Raw genomic sequence first — 18,527 nt, forward strand, 5'->3', positions numbered from 1 at the left:
AGCGGAAAAGAGCGGATGACAGGCGCATTCAGGCCTGTCATCACCGGGCTCAGTGTGCCCACATCAGGTGCCCGATGAACGGTGCCAGTATGACGGTTACTACACCAGACAGCATCATCACCAGGCTAGATACCACGCCTTCCTGCTGCCCCAGTTGATAAGCGCGTGCCGTACCGGCACCGTGCGAAGCGGCACCGAATCCGGCCCCTTTCGCCACGCCCTGTTTGATGGCGATGCGCAGGAACAGCACATCCCCTACCGCCATGCCAAATACGCCTGTCACAACCACAAACAGCGCCACCAGATCGGGCTGCGCACCCATGGGTTTGGCCGCCGCCAGCGCAAAGGGCGTAGTAATGGAGCGCACGGCCAGACTTCGCTGAATAGTTTCCGGTAAATTCAGTAAGCGCGCCAGCCAGACGGAACTGCATACCGAGACTGTTGTGGCGGTTAACACACCGGCACTCAGCGATAACCAGTGGCGTTTAATCACCGCCAGATTTTCATAGACCGGCACCGCAAAGGCCAGCGTCGCGGGGCCCAACAGCCACAGTAGCCAGTGGCTTTCCGCAATATAGTTTTGCCAGCTGATATGGGTCAGCAGCAGCAGCGCCACCAGAATGAGCGGCGTCATGATCAGCGGCATCAGTAACAGTGTTGGCCAGCGGCGATACAGCCGTTTATTCAGGTAATAAATCAATAGCGTGACGGCCGCACACATCAGGCTGATAAACAGATTACGCATCGTCGCCGCCCTGCTTACGCGCGGCCCGCGCGACCTCGAAGCGGTACAGGCGATCCACCACCAGGGCGGTCGTTGCCAGCACCAGTAGCGTACTGACCGCAATCACCACAAAAATCCGCCATCCATCAATCTGCAACAGATCAGCGTAATTCACCACCGCTACCACTGCCGGGATAAAAAACAGCAGCATCTCTGCCAGCAGCCAGCTGGCACCGACTTTCACCCAGCGCAGCGGTAAAACGCGTAGCGCAATCAGCATTAACATCAGCAGCATGCCGACAATGTTGGCCGGCAGCGGCAGATGCAGCCAGTTCACCAGCTGCTCGCTGGCGACGAATACCGAGATAAACAGCGCCAGCTGTAGCGGTAAGCTGAGCCGTTGCAGCCTGTCGAGGTTAAGGCGCGGCAATGCCAGGGCCATCATTTTTCTCCCATATCGTTAATGCGCTCAGTATAGAATCACGAGGTATTGTGAAAAAAATGAATTAAAATTATTAAAATCATGCCAGAAAGGAATAGTTATGGACGTTCGTGCGTTGCGTTACTTTACCGAAGTGGTACGTCAGCAGAGTTTTACCCGGGCCGCGCAAAAGCTGTTTGTGACGCAGCCGACGATCAGCAAAATGGTGCGTCAGCTGGAAGAGGAGCTGGACTGCGCGCTACTGCTTCGCGATGGACGTCGCCTGCATCTCACGGACAGCGGACAAGCCGTTTATCAACGCGGACTGGCTATTTTGCAGGAGTTCCATCAGCTTGAGGCAGAGATAGGCGATATCAATCAGTTGAAAACCGGCAAGCTGCGGCTCGGTATTCCCCCAATGGTCGGCATGCAGATCGCCGGATCGGTTTCGGCGTTTCGTCGCCGGTATCCGGGCGTGGAACTCAGCATTGCTGAGTTTGGCGGCTTAACGGTTCAGGAGGCGGTGCTGGCAGGCACGCTGGATATTGCCCTGACGGCGCTCCCGGTCGATGCCGAATTACCCCTGGAAACGTTATCGCTGATGCAGCATCCGTTATGTGTCTTACTGCCCCGTCAGGAACCCTGGCTGCAACGCACCCAGCTCAGCCTGCGCGATTTGGCTCCGCATCCTTTGCTGATCTTTAATGAAGAGTTTTCGCTGAACCGCCAGTTAATGAAAGCTTTTCAGCGTCAGGAGATAACCCCTACCATTGCCGTGCGTAGCGGGCAGTGGGATTTTCTGGCCGCCATGGTGCAGGCCGGGATGGGGCTGGCAATTTTGCCGGAGCCGATATGCCAGCGGTTAGATAAACAGTCGTTACTGTGGCTGCCGCTGGAATCCGAGCTTCAGTGGCATCTGGGGCTGATCTGGCGGGAAGGCAGCTATCTGTCACGCAGCGCGCAGGCGTGGATTGCGTGTTGCCGCGAACACTGGCCCGATCAGGCGCCGCGCCTCTCCGTCTAGTGCAGCAGCCCGCCCGGCCGTCGCAGAACGCAGGTGACCGGGCGGGCGCGGCGCAACAGGGAGTTTACTCTTCTTTCTCGATCAGAAGCGCTTCCAGCAGGTCCAGATCGTGCAACAATTTTTGCATCGTTTCGTTGGATATCTGCTGGGTGGCACGCAGGTGATACACTTCGGCACGTTCGGCACGCAGTGCGTTCAAACGGAAGCGACGTTCCAGGTTCTCGGCAAACAGCGCGTGCTCGAGGTCGTTTTTCCCCTCCGCACGGCGACGCAGGTTGCCGATGACACGCAGGCTGACCTCTTTCAGCAGCTCAGGATCGATATTTTCGTCGGTTTCCTTTTCGAGCCGTGCCTCCATCTTTTGCAGACTCTCGATAGCCACACCGGCCATCACCGCTCTTGCATGCTGAAGTTCGTGCCGATGAGCACTCTTATCCATCGTCTCGACGCCGCGCAGCAGCACCGGCAGAACAATGACGCCAACCAGTAACGAGAACAGAATCACGCCGGTTGCGATAAACACCAGCTCATAGCGCGCCGGGAAAGGATTGCCGTTGCTCAGGAACAGGGGAATCGACAGGACACCCGCCAGGGTGATGGCCCCGCGCACGCCCGCAAAAGAGGCAATCAGCAGTTCGCGCAAAGAGTAACTGGAGAAAACTAACGGCTTGTTTTTTAACAGGCGCTTGCTGAAACGCTGCATGATCCACAGCCAGCCGAAACGGACCACCATTAACGCCGCATAGACCAATGCGATATCTGCAAAGATCATCCAGATATCCACGTTGGGATCCGCGTTCGCCTGTTGAATGGAATTTTCCAGGATAGAGGGCAATTGCAGGCCCAGCATCAGGAACACCATGCCGTTAAACACAAACTCCAGCATGTGCCAGACGCTGTTGGCGCGCAGTCGCATGGTCAGCGGGGCCTGACGGATAATACCGGAGCGCGTGATGGTCATCCCGGCCGCGACGGCGGCTAAAATGCCGGAAACGCCCAGGTGTTCTGCAATCAGATAAGAGGCAAACGGCAGCAGCAGCAGCAGGACGATCTGTGTGGCAGCATCGTCCCCACCGCTCCAGCGGTTCAGGACACGCAGTGACTTACCGTAGAGCCAGCAGACCGCAACACCGGCAATTAAGCCGCCGACCGCCACTTTCAGGAATTCGACGCTGGCACCGCCCCAACTAAACACCATGGTGCCCATCGCCACCGCGACGGCAAATTTCAGTGAAACCAGGCCAGAGGCATCGTTCATCAAGGCTTCGCCCTGAAGTATTCCCATAATTTTCTTAGGAATGCGGCCTTCGCCGACAATGCCTGAAAGCGCCACGGCATCGGTAGGTGATAACACTGCCGCCAGGGCGAAAGCAGGGATAAGAGGAATACCGGGAACCGTCCAGTAAATCAGATAGCCAATTCCGACGACGGTAATCAGCACCAGCACCAGCGCCAGGCCAAGAATTTCCCGCCCGTAATGCAGAAACTCGCTAACCGGCGTTTTCCAGCCGTCAGCAAATAACAGCGGCGGAATAAATAAGACGAGGAACAGTTCCGGATCAAAATCCACATGCAGGCCGAAGTTAGGCCAGGCCAGTAGCGCACCGACGGCGATCTGCACCAGCGGTAGCGGGATTTGAAAAGGCAAGATACGTGCGGCGACCCCGGAGAGCGACACCACCAGTGTCATAATTAAAATAGTAAAAAAGATTTCCATGCTTTCCTTAGGCGGTTGTTATCTTCGAATCAACTATAAGTTAAAAGTGTAAAACAAACTGGCCAGGGCAGGAAAAGCAAGCCGTGCTTAAAAGACCAAAAAGCGGATAATTCCGGACGCTCCGCTGAACGTCCGGTTTGACAGTCAGATCGCCCAGCCTCCGGCATAAAAGGCGACTAACGCGGCGGCAATCACGACAGTGCCCACGTTGAGCTTACGCCACTCGCCCGCAAACAGACGGCCCACCACCAGAGTGGCGAACCCCATCATAATGCCGGTAACGATGTTACAGGTCAGCACGATAATCACCGCCGTGAGCAGGCCGGACATGGCATCAACGAAGTCACCGAAATCGATCTTGGCCACGTTGCTCAGCATCAACAGGCCGACATACATCAACGCTGGCGCGGTGGCGTAAGCCGGCACCAGGTATGCGATCGGCGACATGAACAGAATGACCAGGAACAGGAGACCCACAACGATCGCCGTCAGGCCGGTTTTACCGCCCGCCGCCGTACCGGCGGCAGACTCAATGTAGACTGCCGCGGGCGAAGCACCGACAAGGCCAGCAAACAGGCTACTGACGGAATCCGTGGTCAGCGCCCGACCACCGTTGATGATCTGCCCGTCTTTATCCAGCAGATTGGCCTGGCCCGCAACCGCGCGGATCGTGCCGGTGGCATCAAAGACCGCCGTCATCACTAGCGCCAGCACGCTGGGCAGCACCGCAGGCTGCAAGGCGCCCATGATGTCCAGGCTAAAGAGCTGTGACTCACCCTGCGCATCACGCAGGCTGGGCAGGGCAAACAGTCCCTGCCAGCGCACGGCCGGGTCGAACACCAGCCCCAGAGCAGAAATCGCGATAACGGTCAGTAAAATACCGCCAGGCACGCGGCGTTTTTCCAGGCCAAAAATGGCGGCCAGCCCCAGCAATGACATCATGACGGGGAACGACGTAAACTGGCCCAGGGCAACGGGTAACCCTGAGGCCGGATTTCTGACGACCAGTCCCACGTTGTCTGCCGCAATCAGCAGCAAAAACAGACCAATGCCGACGCCCGTTCCGTGCGCAACCCCCATTGGCAGATTGCGTAAGATCCAGGCGCGAATCCCGGTGGTGGAAATCAGGGTAAAGAGCAGGCCCATCAGGAACACGGCACCCAGCGCCACGGGTACGCTAATGTGCTGACCCAGCACAAGGCTGAAAGCGGTAAACGCCGTCAGTGAGATAGCACAGCCAATTGCCATGGGTAAATTCGCCCACAGCCCCATGATGATCGATCCCACGCTCGCCACCAGACAGGTCGCAACGAACACCGCCGTGGGTGAAAATCCCGCCTTACTGAGCATGCCGGGCACCACGATCACTGAATAAACCATGGCGAGGAACGTAGTCAGCCCGGCGACAATTTCCTGTCGCACGCTGCTGCCACGGGCCGAGATGGCGAACCAGGCATCCAGCTTTCCACCGGACGGGCGTGATTCAATTGACATAGTTGAGCCTCAAAAATTGTTGTAGTGGGATCGTGCGGTAACGGCCCTGACGTCCCTGGAAACCTGTCATCGCCAGCGGGCAGCCGGCAAAAGGCAAACGTTTACTTCGCCGCACAGAACGGGACGTCACGCTGCCCCGTTTAAAGGGGGCAGATTATCCGGCGTTTAACCGCCGTTTTTCAACCGCTGAGTGAGGATTGGTGACTATAAAGATCAGGTTGATAACATCAGGAATGCTCTTGATACCATCATTTAACATTCTGTCCGTCAGGATAAGGCGTCAATCACGAGAAGGCAGGCAAGAATGACGCCGGGCGGCGTCATCGGGCAACGTGCATCAGCCAGAAAGGTTAATCTCACCGCCTTGTTGAATAGCGCGCTGCCAGGCCGCACGCTGTTGCACGGTCGTTAACCATTTTTGCGTAGCGGGGGCATCTTTCAGTCCGGCGCGCTGGCTCAGCGCCAGAATAGGGAAACTCATCTGCACATCCGCAATGCTGAAGCGCTGACCCGCGAACCACGGCTGTGTTGAAAGGTGAGCTTCAATGACCTGCTTGTGCAATTTGAGTTGTTTATCCAGCCAGGCTTTCTGAACGCCTTTGCCCAGCGCCGCGCCCACGGGGCGAAGCAACCACGGCACCGGCGCGCTGCCAAGGCGGCCAAAAACCAGCTTCATCACCAGCAGCGGCATCAGTGAACCTTCTGCGTAGTGCAGCCAGTAACGCGCCTGTAGCTGCGCCTCTTCATCGGTGAGCTGCAGCCGCTTTTCGCTGTCGTATCTTTCTTCCAGATACTCAAGGATGGCCCCGGACTCGGCCACCACGCGATTGCCATCGGTGATCACGGGCGACTTCCCTAACGGATGCACTTTTTTTAGTGCGTCCGGCGCCAGCATCGTGGGTTCGCGCTGGTAGCGCTTGACCTGGTAAGGCACTTCCAGCTCTTCCAGCATCCACAGCACCCGGTGAGAGCGCGATTGTTCAAGATGGTGAACGGTGATCATCATGGTTCCCTGTGAGTGAATATGCTGCAAGTATAGACGTCACCTTGTCTTATGCAGGGAACCATCCTGCTCAGGATCGAGCAGTACCGCGCCAGAGCCCTGCTGGCCCAGCAGGTCGCCAGGGTTGCGCAGCGGGCAGTCACGCATTGATAAACACCCACAACCAATGCAGCCATCCAGATCGTTACGCAGGCGCGTCAGCGTTTCGATGCGCTTATCCAGTTCGTCGCGCCAGTGCTGCGTCAGATTGCCCCATTCCTGAGCAGACATCCGCTTATCTGCCGGCATGTTCTCAAGGCTGTCACTGACGCTGGCGAGCGGAATACCAATGCGCTGTGCAATTTTAATAATGGCCACCCGTCGCAGCACATCACGGCTGTAACGCCGCTGGTTTCCGCTATTACGGGTGCTGAAAATCAGCCCTTTGCTTTCATAAAAGTGCAGTGCAGAAACGGCGACGCCGCTTCGGCGCGCCACTTCGCCCGGTGTCAGCACGGGTTTTGGGTAATTGCGATCTTTTTTCATTTGGCACTTTACCTCAAGTTAACTTGAGGAATTATACTCTTTTCCCATCAGAACGACACCTTCCCTTATGATGTCATGCGCCAGCGAGCGGACCCGGTTTTATCGCCGAAAGCCTGTTAATTCCGCATGAACGCTAAGGGGAAATTCACCAGAAGGATGAGGCCATGATACAAGAAGAGATCATTCATTCACTGACGCACTGGATTGACCAAAACCTGGATAAGAGCCTGTCAATTGACGAAGTCGCCGCCAAATCAGGCTATTCGAAATGGCATCTGCAACGTATGTTCCGTAGCGTGACGAAACAGACGTTGGGTGGCTATATTCGCGAACGCCGCCTGACGCTGGCCGCTGAAGCGCTGCGACAAACGCAGCGGCCGGTGTTTGATATTGCGATGCAATATGGCTATGACTCGCAACAGACATTCTCACGCGTTTTTCGTCGCCAGTTTTCACAAACGCCCACGGCTTATCGCCACGCGATGCGCCGCCAGGCCATCCAGCGTCCGCGTTTGATGCGCTTTGACTGCAGCGACACGATGACCAGCTTTACCCAGCGGACAACGGGAGAATGCTGTCCAGTTAGCTGACGCGCTCCGTGCGCCTGCCCAGGCGCACGCCGCATTCAGTGCCCCAACCTTGTCGTAAGCGCCCTCTTTTTCTGCTGCCAGATCAGACAAATTTTGTACAAAAATCAGAAATCGGATGATATAGTGTGACCCACATCACATTATGACACTTGTTGCCGACGAAAGAGCCCGACCTGACAGACTTTTCCGCCGACGTGATGTTCGCAGACAGTCAGGCGTAATCTCCGATTTTGAGGTCAAAATTGATGGCGACTTTAACCACCAGTTTTCTTGTTATGCGCTGGGAATTGCTTAGCGCGATAATGATGTTTTTTGCCAGCACGCTAAAAACCCGTCTCCGCCAGGACAGTCATCACGTCATGGCGTTTCTCTGTGGCAGCGTAGGCGTTGGGATGTCGTGCTGGTTCGTGACCGGCTTGATGGGCATCACGTTGAGTATGGAAAACGTGCACCATTTCTTTAGCGTCTCTAAAGATGTCTTTATCGACGTGATGAGTCGAGCGCCCGCTAACTGGCAAATGCCCTGATAAACTCATAAAAAACCCCGCAAAGCGGGGTTTTTTATATTGCTGTGTAGCGTCAAATTTTCTTCAACATAACAGGAATGGCAACGTCCTGTATTTCTACGTCCGGCCTCTGCGTTCCGCGACGATCCTGAATCCACATTTCACCCATCATCTTATCCAGCCCGCGATCCAGACCCGTCACCATGCCTGCGCCTGGCGTGAACGTCAGCTCGCCAAAATAAATTTGTTCATCATGGATATACCAGTCAACACGGACATAGTCGAAGTCGCTGGCCAGCGTTTTGCTTAACGCCAGGGCCTGTTGTAACGATGGCATCACCGTCGAAACGTCCAGCCCGGTATCGCGAATTTTATGGAACGCCTCACTCAGGTTGTTCACATAAAAATTCATTGAGAGCTGAGGCTGACAGCGGTTGTAAATGACCTGAAGCACATACTCAAAGTTGCCATCGCGCTTATTAAACATGTGGAACTTGTAGTCAACCGGGGCACTTTTGCCATCACCGATGTATTGCTCAACCAGAATACGTGGCTTGATATAGCGATAGTGAATCTCACGCGCTTCGTTGGCGAAGTCAGTCTTTAACCACGTGTAGCAGTTATGAATGATTTGCTGCTTCCGGAGTGCATTAGGTTCCTCCAGCACGATCTCGACCATGTTTGACGCATGATTCGGTTTGATCACCGTTCCCTTCCAACGCGTCAGATTGTTCAACGTGGTGGGATCGGTCGTGTCATGAAGCAGCGGTATCAGATATTCATTGCCGATCTTCTCAGCAATAAACTCACGCACCGAAAACTTGTCAGACAGGCGGGCATAGAGCTGATAGTCACCATGAATGAACTTGCGATACAGCACTTTTTCATTGAACACCTTGGGCTCACGCAGGTTGGGGAGCCTTCTGAACTTACGGAAATAATAAATCCGGTCCTGATAAGTCCAGGGCATCTTCTTGATGAAGTATTGCAAACTTCTTCTGAGCTCGTGTTTTAACTTGAGCATATTTGACCTCATTTGTAGGTTTTGTAGTTGAGTGAGGAAACCTGGATTTTTTGAATCACGCCGTGTTTAAAGAAATAATTCATGACGGTCAGGGACAGGAGCTCTGATAGAAAAACGCTCCATGCGGCTCCTGTAATGCCATAGCCCTGAATCAGCCACCAGGAAAGCGGCATACTGATGATCACCAGACAAATGATTTTCTTCAGTAAATAATCAAAGCCCCCTTCCTTTACCATGTAGCGATACGCGACGGTGCCCAGCGCCGAAAAGCTGGTCGCTATCGACAGCAGGGTGATGAGATTGCCTGACTGGGTAAACGCTGGGCCATACAGCGCGATGATTATCTGTTCACCGAACAGTGCGACGATCAGCAACATCAGCAAAGACACGGCCATCACGTAGCCATTGAGCCGCGCCGTCAGCCTGATCGCTTCCTCACCGCGCGCGCGAAAAATTTCGCTAAAGCACGAGGTGATGAGTGCGACGGGAATAAAAATCCACGAGGCGGCGATGGTATTGGCTGCGGCAAACAAGCCAAGCTCCTGGGCCGATGCGATGCCAGCCAAAAACATCTGCGCGGCTTTTACCTGGACAGAGATAAAAATGCTGGAAATCGCCAGAGGCAATCCGGCATACATCAGGTAACGCAAATACAGCGTTCGCGTCTCGCGCGGCGGAAGCTGGTCCTGATGTGCCTGATAAAAGGTGTAACGTTTGATGGCGTAAGGCACCAGCGTGACCGTGATAACCGAAAGCGTTAGCCACAATGGATTGAGACGCAGCCAGGCAATGATAAAGCTCAGGGCAAAACTCATCAGCATGCCAATCGCATTCGCCACGGTATTCAGCTTTGAAGCCAATCGTGCATTGTTGTAAACGCTAAAGGTGTCCTGTGTGACAAAAACAGACGCAACAAAAGAGGCCAGTGCAAATGCCAGGAAGTTCTCCTGCATGTTGTACCAAACCCAAATTAATACTGGCCCTGAGGTGAGAAGTAATAAACCCATGCGCAACGTGCGTGCGATGCGCATTAAACGTAAACCTTTGGCCGCATTTTTGCTGACACGTTTAAACAAAATTGTTTCAGTGCCAAAGAGGGCTATGGTTTGCACCATAGCAAATAATGACGTTGAAAATGCCATCTGACCAAATAGGGTCGGACCGAAGGATTTTGCCACATATGACGTCACGAAAATGACGCCAAAGACGGAGATAATCTTTTCAGACATCATCCAGGCGGCATTAGACATTACGCTCAATTTCATCGACTGTTCCTTAGTATTACTCTACATCTACCACTTCGGTGCCCATCCCTGGGACGAATTAATAAGCGCTTAAATTTCATAGCGAAATTATAAACATCGCGCCAGTCCGGCGCAAAAATGAGAATCCAGTCTTATTTTATCGGGAGAATTCAGGAGAATTCTGATTATATCTGGACCGAATACCCTCTACTGGAAACGATTTCAAATTGAAACCAATAATGTTTCCAAAAACCATCCTCCCTGAATAAAACAGGTCAGGCGGCTTTGAATATCAAATTCACAGTCATTTTTATCTTTGGGATGCGATGAATTTATATCAAAAACCCCATACCAGGAAGGCGCGACATCCCGATAAGAATAAAATAAGATTTATCCCATGATGATATTTATTCTAAATATCTTAATTTAACCCTCGCAATTTAACGTCCGTATTTAAATACGGCACTCAATGAAATCATACAGTACCAAAGGTTAATAAAGTAATTCTCATCCATTAATTGATAAGAAAGGTAAGAGCATTTATGAGAAAGTCACGATATAGCGAAGATCAAATCACAAATGCCATTAAAGCTTCTGAATCGGGCGTTAAGGTTAAAGAGATTTGTGAAGAGCTGGGCATCTCTGAGGCAACCTTCTACAGCTGGAAGAAGAAGTTCTCTGGGCTATCCTCGGAAGAAGGCAGAAAAATCAAAGAACTGGAAGAAAAAGTACAGTTTCTGACACGCGAACTGCAAGCGCTGAACGCGGATAAGGAAATGCTACAGAGCGTATTGAAGAATTTCTTCACCACCAACGAAAAACGTCAGGCGGTCAACTTCTTACAGAGCACTTTTGATGTAGGAACCCGGCGCAGCTGCCGTTTACTGGATATTAGCCGTAGCGTTTATCATTACCCTGCCGGTTCAGATAACCGCTAATAGTGAGACAACGGCTTTATAATGGCGACATCGCTGAGATTTGTTCTTACCAGAAGAGATGAAGAGCATTTAACAGGACATTTATGGTGGTGCGCTTCGCCCAGTCCGTAATTAATGAATGGATTTGCGGTTACGCTTCCTTTTTTGCGGTAAAATTGATTCACAACAGCAAAAGTCTCTCTATCTACGCCACTTTTATACGCCAAATCTCATTTCGGTGAGATTGGCGCCCCTCTTTTTTTCATTAGCCTCCCTAAAAGAATCGAATATCCACTGGCCTCTTTGTTCAGCAAGGGTAATGTTAAGTCGGTTTATAAAGTGCTTTTTTTAGCCACCTCTGGCCCTGGGAATTTTTTCCAATCTCGCCGCGATCGTTGTCAGCATAAAAAGATAAAAACAGGCCAGAATAATCTCAGATAAACAGTTTATTGATACTTATCACTTTCAGCAGCCAATAGCACATATCCTGTACTATTGATGCCCATCGTTAAACATTAAATAAAAGCGAAGCGGGATGAACGAGCGATTTAATTAGACACTGCTGAAGTAAAGGGTGGTTTTTTATAGGGATTTATCTTAACCAAACGGCAACGCTGCGTGCTGGTTACACATAAAATTTGGCGGCCAGCCTAAACATCAGGCTCACATTCTCCTCTTTTTAGGGCGAATGACGGTCGTGCCCCGGACAAAACTGTCTGTTTTTTGTTCAAAATGCACCCTGCAGCACGTGGTAACGCCCTACAGGGATCACATTTTTTTGCAGAGCGCGCGGCGCATATAACAGATAAAGGCCAGTTACAGGGTGAGAAAAGCGCGATTACCGCGTTATTTTGCCGTGCCTGAGTCAGGCATAATCCGAAAAAGCGTGAATATCACACTGGGTAATTATCAATTGTCAGGGGCAAGGCTTATCGAATGTTGATGGCAGTACCGCGTGGCTGAGGTTTAAATCGCATCGTCCAGAACAGGCCAGAAGCCAGGCAAAAAAAAGCGACAAATGTGAATACAGGTTGCCCGTATTGAGTCCAGACCAATGTCCACAACGGCCCGGCGAGGATGGCAAAAACGGAGGGAGGCCTCATCAACAACAGCGATAAGCGCTGGCTGTGTTCCCTCACAGGAAAGGCGGCATAATTCACATCAGCGGAGCGAAGTGAGGGCCCAGTAGCAGGCCAGCTGACCACTGTTCAGCGCACATAAATCAGCGCCAGCAGTCGCCTCATAAACGCCTGAGTAGTTTTGGGTTTATCTGTTTTTGATAGCGGCCCGGCGTAATGCCATAACGACGGGCCATTGCCAGGCCAGCTGGCCACTGTTCAGCGCACACAAATCAGCGCCAGCAGTCGCCTCATAAACGCCTGCGTGGTTTTGGGTTTATCTGTTTTTGATAGCGGCCCGGCGTGATGCTATAACGACGGGCTATCGCCAGGCCAACTGGCCACTGTTCAGCGCACACAAATCAGCGCCAGCAGTCGCCTCATAAATGCCTGAGTAGTTTTGGGTTTATCTGTTTTTGATAGCGGCCCGGCGTGATGCCATAACGACGGGCAAACGCGCGCGTCAGATGAGCCTGATCCGTCAAGCCCACGGCGGCAGCCACGCTGGCAATTGCCTCACCCTGAGCCAGCTTCTGTTTGGCCTCATACAGTCGATAAGCCATTAACATTTGCTGAGGCGTAACGTGAAAACGATCGCGGAAGGCCCGTAAAAAGTGCCAGGGCGACAATGAGGCTAACGCGGCCAGCGTCTCCAGTCTGAGCGGTTCAGCCAGATTGGCGCGCAGGTAGTCGCGCACGTCATCGAAACGGTGTCGGGCTTCAGCTTTACGCGGTGAGGACATTCGCGCCAGCGGGCGCATATTCAGCAGCAGTTCAGATAATAAACTGTCGCGTGCCAGTGCCGTATCGGCCTGCCACAGCGCCGAGAGGAGTTGCGATAAAGGTTGTGCCAGACGCACATCCGTTCTGAGCGCCTCATCAAACCACCAGCCGCGATCGCCACTGAGTTCGTCCATCAACTGCGGCTGAATATAAATCATCTGATAGCGCCAGCCGTCTTCGCAGGCCGATTCACCGGTATGCAGCTCATCGGGATTCATCATCACCAGCGAATGCGCGGGCGCGATGTACTGCGTACCGCGATAGCGAAAACGTTGTGCTCCCGCCTCAATGGTGCCTATACCAAACGCTTCGTGCGTATGCGGCTCAAAGGCGTAATGAGAGATGTGCGCCTGATAAAGCTCCACACCTGGCAGGTCTGGCGATTGCTTAAACTGCGCGCGATCTTTTTCACCGGGAAATACGGCTGGAATGCCCTCCACCTCACCTCTCCTTATTCCTGCAACAAGGTCTTCTGCACCGCACCCAAACTGCAGATTGTTATCCTCTGTCGATTAGGTAACACTGCTTCACAGGCACACTCACCGGGAGCAATTATGCAGCGCGTAGTCATGGTCGTTGATATGCAAAATGGCGTGTTTGAATCGCCGCGTTTCGATCGCGCCGGGCGAGTGGCGCAGATCAACCGACTGATCAGACAGGCTGACATTACACTGTTTATTCAGCATCGCGAAGGGAACATGATTGAAGGCAGCCATGCTTTTGCACTGCTACCCGAAATTGAACAGCCCCAGAATGCGTATTACGTTACCAAAACCGCCTGCGACAGTTTCTGGCAGACAACCCTGGCTTCGCTGCTGAGCACCTTAGCTATCACTGACTTCGTAATTTGTGGCTGTGCCACCGACTACTGTGTTGATACCACGCTCAAAGTCGGAGCAGGCTTAGGGTATCGCATCACCGTGGCCGCCGACGCGCACACCACTGCCGACAGGACCTATGCCAACGCTGAGCAGTTAATTGGTCAGCATAATGAAGTCTGGGCAGCCCTTAGCATGCCCGGTAACGTGCCGCGCGTTGTCGATACCGCCACCCTGCTGGCCGAATGGCGCTGAGGCCTGTCCGCTCAACGTCGTTTGATCGACACACGTCTTCTTAGCCGACTATCCTCAACGCTAAGGCTGTGATCAATGGTTTATTCTGGAGGCGCCGTGCTCGACTCTTTTTCCTGGATCAATGAACCCGCAAGGTGGCAGCATCAGAACGGTATCCTGCACGTGGTTACCGACGAAAAAACGGATTTCTGGCACCAAACCTGGTATGGATTTGAACGCTTTTCCGGGCATATCTTCGCCAGGGCGGTGCAGGAGGATTTTACTTTCCAGGTCAAGATTCTTGCCGACTTTACGACGCTGTACGATCAGGCCGGACTGATGCTGATGCGCGATGCGCAGCACTGGTTGAAAGCGGGCATTGAATATAATGATGGTGCGCCCGCTATCGGCAGCGTCCTGACGCTTGGTCAGTCTGACTGGGCCACGGGCATCTTTCCCGGCGATGCGCGCGCATTCTGGTTGAGGCTGACGCGCAAAGGCGACAGCCTGAGACTGCAGTATTCAACCGACGGGCAATGCTGGCCGCTGCTGCGTTTGTGCCCCTTCCCGCCGGGCCGCGTTAACGTTGGCGTCATGTGCTGCACGCCAGAACGCGCTGGCCTGGCCGTTGCGTTTGAGGACATCTCACTGAGCCCGCCGCTGGATAAGGCACTGCACGACCTGAGCTAAAAGCCAGGCTGTCACCGCGGCAAAATCAAGGCAGAAAAACAAAAAGCCCCGGTAAGGGGCTTTTATATAGTAGAGAAGCGACGCAACGTTGCAATCAGAACGGAATGTCGTCGTCGAAATCCATCGGTGGTTCATTGTTGTTGCTGGCAGGTGCGCTTGGCTGCTGCTGCGGGCGAGACTGCGCACCACCGCTAAACTGGTTGTTGTTCGCCTGCTGCGGTTGCTGAGGCTGGCCCCAACCGTTGTTGTTGCCCTGGCCGCCGCCTGCTGCTGGCGCGTTACCGCCCTGCTGACGTCCACCCAGCATTTGCATGGTGCCGCCGACGTTAACCACGACTTCGGTGGTGTAACGTTCCTGGCCGCCCTGATCCTGCCATTTACGGGTACGCAGCTGGCCTTCAATATAGACCTGAGAGCCTTTACGCAGGTATTCACCCGCCACTTCCGCCAGCTTGCCAAACAGCACAACACGGTGCCATTCGGTGATTTCTTTGTTTTCACCGGTCTGCTTATCGCGCCAGCTTTCCGAGGTAGCCAGCGTAATGTTGGCGACAGCGCCACCATTTGGCATGTAACGTACTTCCGGATCCTGACCCAGATTCCCGACAAGAATCACTTTGTTAACGCCACGACTGGCCATGTTGCTGTCTCCCGATGAATTTTTACGTAAGTCTACGCGATCAATTCTAACACGTCCCGCGCCTGGTTTCCCACTTTAGAGCGGTGTCCCATTTTTATCATCCGTCTTAAAAAGGCAAAAAACTACTGGATATTTGTTCAGTCTATTTTTTGTGCCATAATGATGCGTTTCTTCTGGCCGTGTCGTAGGGCGCGGTGAGTGCTGCTAATCCGGGAAAGGTGAATGGATAAGATCGAAGTTCGTGGTGCCCGCACCCATAATTTGAAAAACATCAACCTGACGATTCCTCGCGACAAACTCATTGTGGTGACGGGCCTGTCAGGTTCCGGTAAGTCCTCTCTGGCGTTTGATACGCTGTATGCGGAAGGTCAGCGCCGCTATGTGGAGTCGCTCTCTGCCTATGCGCGCCAGTTTCTTTCTTTAATGGAGAAACCGGACGTCGATCATATCGAGGGGCTGTCACCGGCGATCTCCATTGAGCAAAAGTCCACCTCGCACAACCCGCGATCCACGGTGGGGACGATCACGGAGATTCACGACTATTTGCGTCTGCTGTTTGCCCGCGTGGGTGAACCGCGCTGTCCGGACCACGACGTGCCGCTGGCGGCACAGACGGTCAGCCAGATGGTCGATCAGGTGCTCGAGCAGCCTGAGGGCCGCCGCCTGATGCTGCTGGCGCCGGTCGTGAAAGATCGTAAAGGCGAACACACCAAAACGCTGGAGAATCTGGCGACGCAGGGCTATATCCGCGCCAGGATTGACGGCGAGGTGTGCGATCTTTCCGATCCGCCCAAGCTGGAACTGCAGAAAAAACACACCATCGAAGTCGTTATCGATCGCTTCAAAGTGCGTGAAGATCTGGCGACGCGCCTTGCCGAGTCGTTTGAAACCGCGCTTGAACTGTCTGGCGGTACGGCAATTGTTGCTGATATGGACGATGCTGATGCGGAAGAACTGCTGTTTTCGGCTAACTTTGCCTGTCCGATTTGTGGATACAGCATGAGTGAGCTGGAACCGCGCCTGTTCTCGTTCAACAACCCCGCCGGGGCCTGCCCAACCTGTGACGGTCTGGGCGTGCAGCAATATTTCGATCCCGATCGCGTGGTGCAAAATGCTGAGCTGTCGCTGGCCGGTGGCGCTATTCGCGGCTGGGATCGTCGTAATTTTTACTATTTTCAGATGCTGCGCTCGCTGTCTGAACACCTTAAGTTTGATATTGAAGCGCCATTCAGCAGCCTGCCAGATAACGTTCGCAACGTGATCCTGTATGGATCCGGCAAAGAGAACATTGAGTTTAAATATATTAACGATCGGGGTGATACCTCGATTCGCCGCCATCCGTTCGAAGGCGTGCTGAACAATATGGAGCGCCGTTATAAAGAGACGGAATCCTCCGCAGTACGCGAAGAGCTGGCGAAGTTTATTAGCAACCGGGCCTGCGCCAGCTGCGAAGGCACACGTCTGCGCCGCGAAGCGCGCCACGTGTATGTTGAAAACACGACGTTGCCCACTATTTCAGAGATGAGTATTGGGCACGCCATGTCATTTTTTGAAAACCTGAAACTGAGTGGCCAGCGGGCTAAAATCGCCGAGAAAGTGCTTAAAGAGATTGGCGATCGCCTGAGTTTTCTGGTCAACGTCGGCCTGAATTATCTGTCGATGTCGCGCTCCGCTGAAACGCTCTCCGGCGGTGAAGCTCAGCGTATTCGCCTGGCCAGTCAGATCGGTGCCGGCCTGGTCGGCGTTATGTACGTGCTGGATGAACCCTCCATTGGTCTGCATCAGCGTGATAACGAGCGCCTGCTTGGTACGCTGATTCACCTGCGCGATTTGGGTAACACCGTCATTGTGGTCGAGCATGACGAGGATGCGATTCGTGCCGCCGACCACGTTATTGATATCGGCCCTGGCGCTGGAGTGCACGGTGGTACGATTGTCGCGGAAGGAACCGTCGATCAGATTATGGCTGAAGAGGCCTCCCTGACCGGTCAGTTCCTTAGTGGGAAACGCGAAATCGCCGTGCCCGCTGAGCGGGTGAAAGGCGATCCGTCTAAGGTGTTGAAAATTACCGGCGCGCGGGGTAATAACCTTAAGGATGTCACCTTAACCCTGCCTGTCGGCCTGTTTACCTGTATTACCGGCGTATCCGGTTCAGGTAAATCGACGCTCATCAATGATACGCTGTTCCCGATTGCGCAGCGCGCCCTGAACGGCGCAACGATTGCCGAACCGGCACCGTACCGCGACGTAGCTGGACTGGAGCACTTCGATAAAGTTATCGATATCGACCAAAGCCCTATCGGCCGTACGCCGCGCTCCAACCCGGCCACTTATACCGGTATTTTCACGCCGGTACGTGAGCTGTTTGCCGGTGTCCCTGAGTCCCGCTCTCGCGGTTACAATCCCGGCCGCTTCAGCTTTAACGTCCGTGGCGGACGCTGTGAAGCCTGCCAGGGTGACGGCGTCATTAAAGTTGAGATGCACTTTCTGCCGGATATCTATGTGCCGTGCGATCAGTGCAAAGGCAAACGCTATAACCGTGAAACGCTGGAGATTAAATACAAAGGCAAAAGCATTCACGAAGTGCTGGAAATGACCATTGAAGAAGCCCGCGAGTTCTTTGATGCCGTTCCGGCGCTGGCGCGTAAGCTGCAAACGCTGATGGACGTAGGTTTATCCTATATCCGTCTGGGCCAGTCGGCGACGACACTCTCCGGTGGTGAAGCCCAGCGTGTGAAGCTGGCGCGTGAATTGTCGAAACGCGGTACCGGCCAGACGCTGTATATCCTGGATGAACCGACCACCGGGTTACACTTTGCCGATATTCAGCAGTTGCTGGAAGTTCTGCACCAGCTGCGCGATCAGGGCAACACGATTGTGGTGATTGAACACAATCTTGACGTGATTAAAACGGCGGACTGGATTGTCGATCTGGGCCCAGAGGGCGGCAGCGGCGGCGGCGAAATTCTGGTATCAGGTACGCCAGAAACCGTGGCGAACTGCGAGAAATCGCATACCGCGCGCTTCCTGAAGCCCTTGCTGGAAAAATAACAGA

General features: G+C 53.6%; 17 protein-coding genes. 7 read left to right on the forward strand and 10 right to left on the reverse strand.

Going from position 1 to position 18,527, the window contains the following annotated elements; all coding sequences use genetic code 11:
• Positions 1-49: 49 nt before the first annotated feature.
• Positions 50-745 carry an LrgB family protein gene (locus P9J57_RS19270; protein WP_019105652.1) on the reverse strand — a complete coding sequence of 232 codons (696 nt, stop codon included), beginning with the start codon at positions 743-745 and terminating at the stop codon, positions 50-52.
• A complete protein-coding gene (locus P9J57_RS19275) occupies positions 738-1,169 on the reverse strand; it encodes a CidA/LrgA family protein (protein ID WP_015701251.1) in 432 nt (143 codons plus the stop codon). Before P9J57_RS19275 ends, P9J57_RS19270 begins: the two co-directional genes overlap by 8 nt.
• A 97-nt stretch (positions 1,170-1,266) precedes the next feature.
• Here P9J57_RS19275 and P9J57_RS19280 point away from each other — a divergent pair, with 97 nt between their 5' ends.
• Positions 1,267-2,169, forward strand: coding sequence for a LysR family transcriptional regulator (locus P9J57_RS19280; RefSeq protein WP_013024186.1), 903 nt, complete (start codon positions 1,267-1,269; stop codon positions 2,167-2,169).
• A gap of 64 nt (positions 2,170-2,233) precedes the next feature.
• Here P9J57_RS19280 and P9J57_RS19285 read toward each other — a convergent pair whose 3' ends face one another.
• From P9J57_RS19285 to soxR, 4 genes are all read right to left on the reverse strand, one after another.
• A complete protein-coding gene (locus P9J57_RS19285; RefSeq protein ID WP_013024185.1) occupies positions 2,234-3,886 on the reverse strand; it encodes a Na+/H+ antiporter in 1,653 nt (550 codons plus the stop codon).
• Positions 3,887-4,030: 144 nt separating this feature from the next.
• The gene (locus tag P9J57_RS19290; RefSeq protein ID WP_013024184.1) at positions 4,031-5,380 is read right to left on the reverse strand and encodes an NCS2 family permease; all 1,350 of its coding nucleotides are present in this window, start codon (positions 5,378-5,380) and stop codon (positions 4,031-4,033) included.
• Between the two features lie 337 nt (positions 5,381-5,717).
• Positions 5,718-6,383 (reverse strand): glutathione S-transferase family protein, encoded by a 666-nt coding sequence (locus P9J57_RS19295; RefSeq protein WP_026020990.1) that lies wholly within the window; start codon positions 6,381-6,383, stop codon positions 5,718-5,720.
• Between the two features lie 39 nt (positions 6,384-6,422).
• Positions 6,423-6,908, reverse strand: a complete 486-nt coding sequence (soxR, locus tag P9J57_RS19300; RefSeq protein ID WP_013024182.1) for a redox-sensitive transcriptional activator SoxR — start codon at positions 6,906-6,908, stop codon at positions 6,423-6,425.
• Positions 6,909-7,072: 164 nt separating this feature from the next.
• Here soxR and soxS point away from each other — a divergent pair, with 164 nt between their 5' ends.
• Entirely contained in the window at positions 7,073-7,498 is a 426-nt protein-coding gene (soxS, locus tag P9J57_RS19305; RefSeq protein WP_013024181.1) for a superoxide response transcriptional regulator SoxS, read from the forward strand.
• A 245-nt stretch (positions 7,499-7,743) separates the two neighbouring features.
• Entirely contained in the window at positions 7,744-8,025 is a 282-nt protein-coding gene (locus P9J57_RS19310) for a YjcB family protein (protein ID WP_014606931.1), read from the forward strand.
• A 52-nt stretch (positions 8,026-8,077) separates the two neighbouring features.
• Here P9J57_RS19310 and P9J57_RS19315 read toward each other — a convergent pair whose 3' ends face one another.
• Both P9J57_RS19315 and P9J57_RS19320 read right to left on the reverse strand, forming a co-directional pair.
• Positions 8,078-9,028, reverse strand: coding sequence for an ATP-grasp fold amidoligase family protein (locus tag P9J57_RS19315; RefSeq protein WP_014606932.1), 951 nt, complete (start codon positions 9,026-9,028; stop codon positions 8,078-8,080).
• Between the two features lie 8 nt (positions 9,029-9,036).
• Positions 9,037-10,293: an oligosaccharide flippase family protein gene (locus tag P9J57_RS19320; RefSeq protein ID WP_013024178.1), complete on the reverse strand. Its 1,257-nt coding sequence runs from the start codon at positions 10,291-10,293 to the stop codon at positions 9,037-9,039.
• A gap of 521 nt (positions 10,294-10,814) precedes the next feature.
• Between P9J57_RS19320 and P9J57_RS19325 the strand changes: the two genes are divergently transcribed.
• Entirely contained in the window at positions 10,815-11,210 is a 396-nt protein-coding gene (locus P9J57_RS19325) for a transposase (RefSeq protein ID WP_014606933.1), read from the forward strand.
• 1,477 nt (positions 11,211-12,687) lie between these two features.
• Here P9J57_RS19325 and P9J57_RS19330 read toward each other — a convergent pair.
• The gene (locus tag P9J57_RS19330; RefSeq protein ID WP_483279353.1) at positions 12,688-13,530 is read right to left on the reverse strand and encodes an AraC family ligand binding domain-containing protein; all 843 of its coding nucleotides are present in this window, start codon (positions 13,528-13,530) and stop codon (positions 12,688-12,690) included.
• A gap of 114 nt (positions 13,531-13,644) precedes the next feature.
• Between P9J57_RS19330 and P9J57_RS19335 the strand changes: the two genes are divergently transcribed.
• On the forward strand, positions 13,645-14,163 hold the full coding sequence (locus P9J57_RS19335) for an isochorismatase family protein (RefSeq protein WP_015701260.1): 519 nt from the start codon (positions 13,645-13,647) through the stop codon (positions 14,161-14,163).
• Between the two features lie 75 nt (positions 14,164-14,238).
• A complete protein-coding gene (locus P9J57_RS19340) occupies positions 14,239-14,832 on the forward strand; it encodes a DUF1349 domain-containing protein (RefSeq protein WP_116584822.1) in 594 nt (197 codons plus the stop codon).
• Between the two features lie 94 nt (positions 14,833-14,926).
• Here P9J57_RS19340 and ssb1 read toward each other — a convergent pair whose 3' ends face one another.
• On the reverse strand, positions 14,927-15,472 hold the full coding sequence (ssb1, locus tag P9J57_RS19345; RefSeq protein WP_013024173.1) for a single-stranded DNA-binding protein SSB1: 546 nt from the start codon (positions 15,470-15,472) through the stop codon (positions 14,927-14,929).
• A 222-nt stretch (positions 15,473-15,694) separates the two neighbouring features.
• On the opposite strand from ssb1, the gene uvrA reads away from it, so the two are divergent.
• Complete coding sequence (gene uvrA / locus P9J57_RS19350) at positions 15,695-18,523, forward strand: excinuclease ABC subunit UvrA (RefSeq protein ID WP_014595066.1); 2,829 nt, start codon at positions 15,695-15,697, stop codon at positions 18,521-18,523.
• Positions 18,524-18,527: the final 4 nt, after the last annotated feature.

The sequence above is a fragment of the Pantoea sp. nfd-35 genome (genome assembly GCF_056892255.1).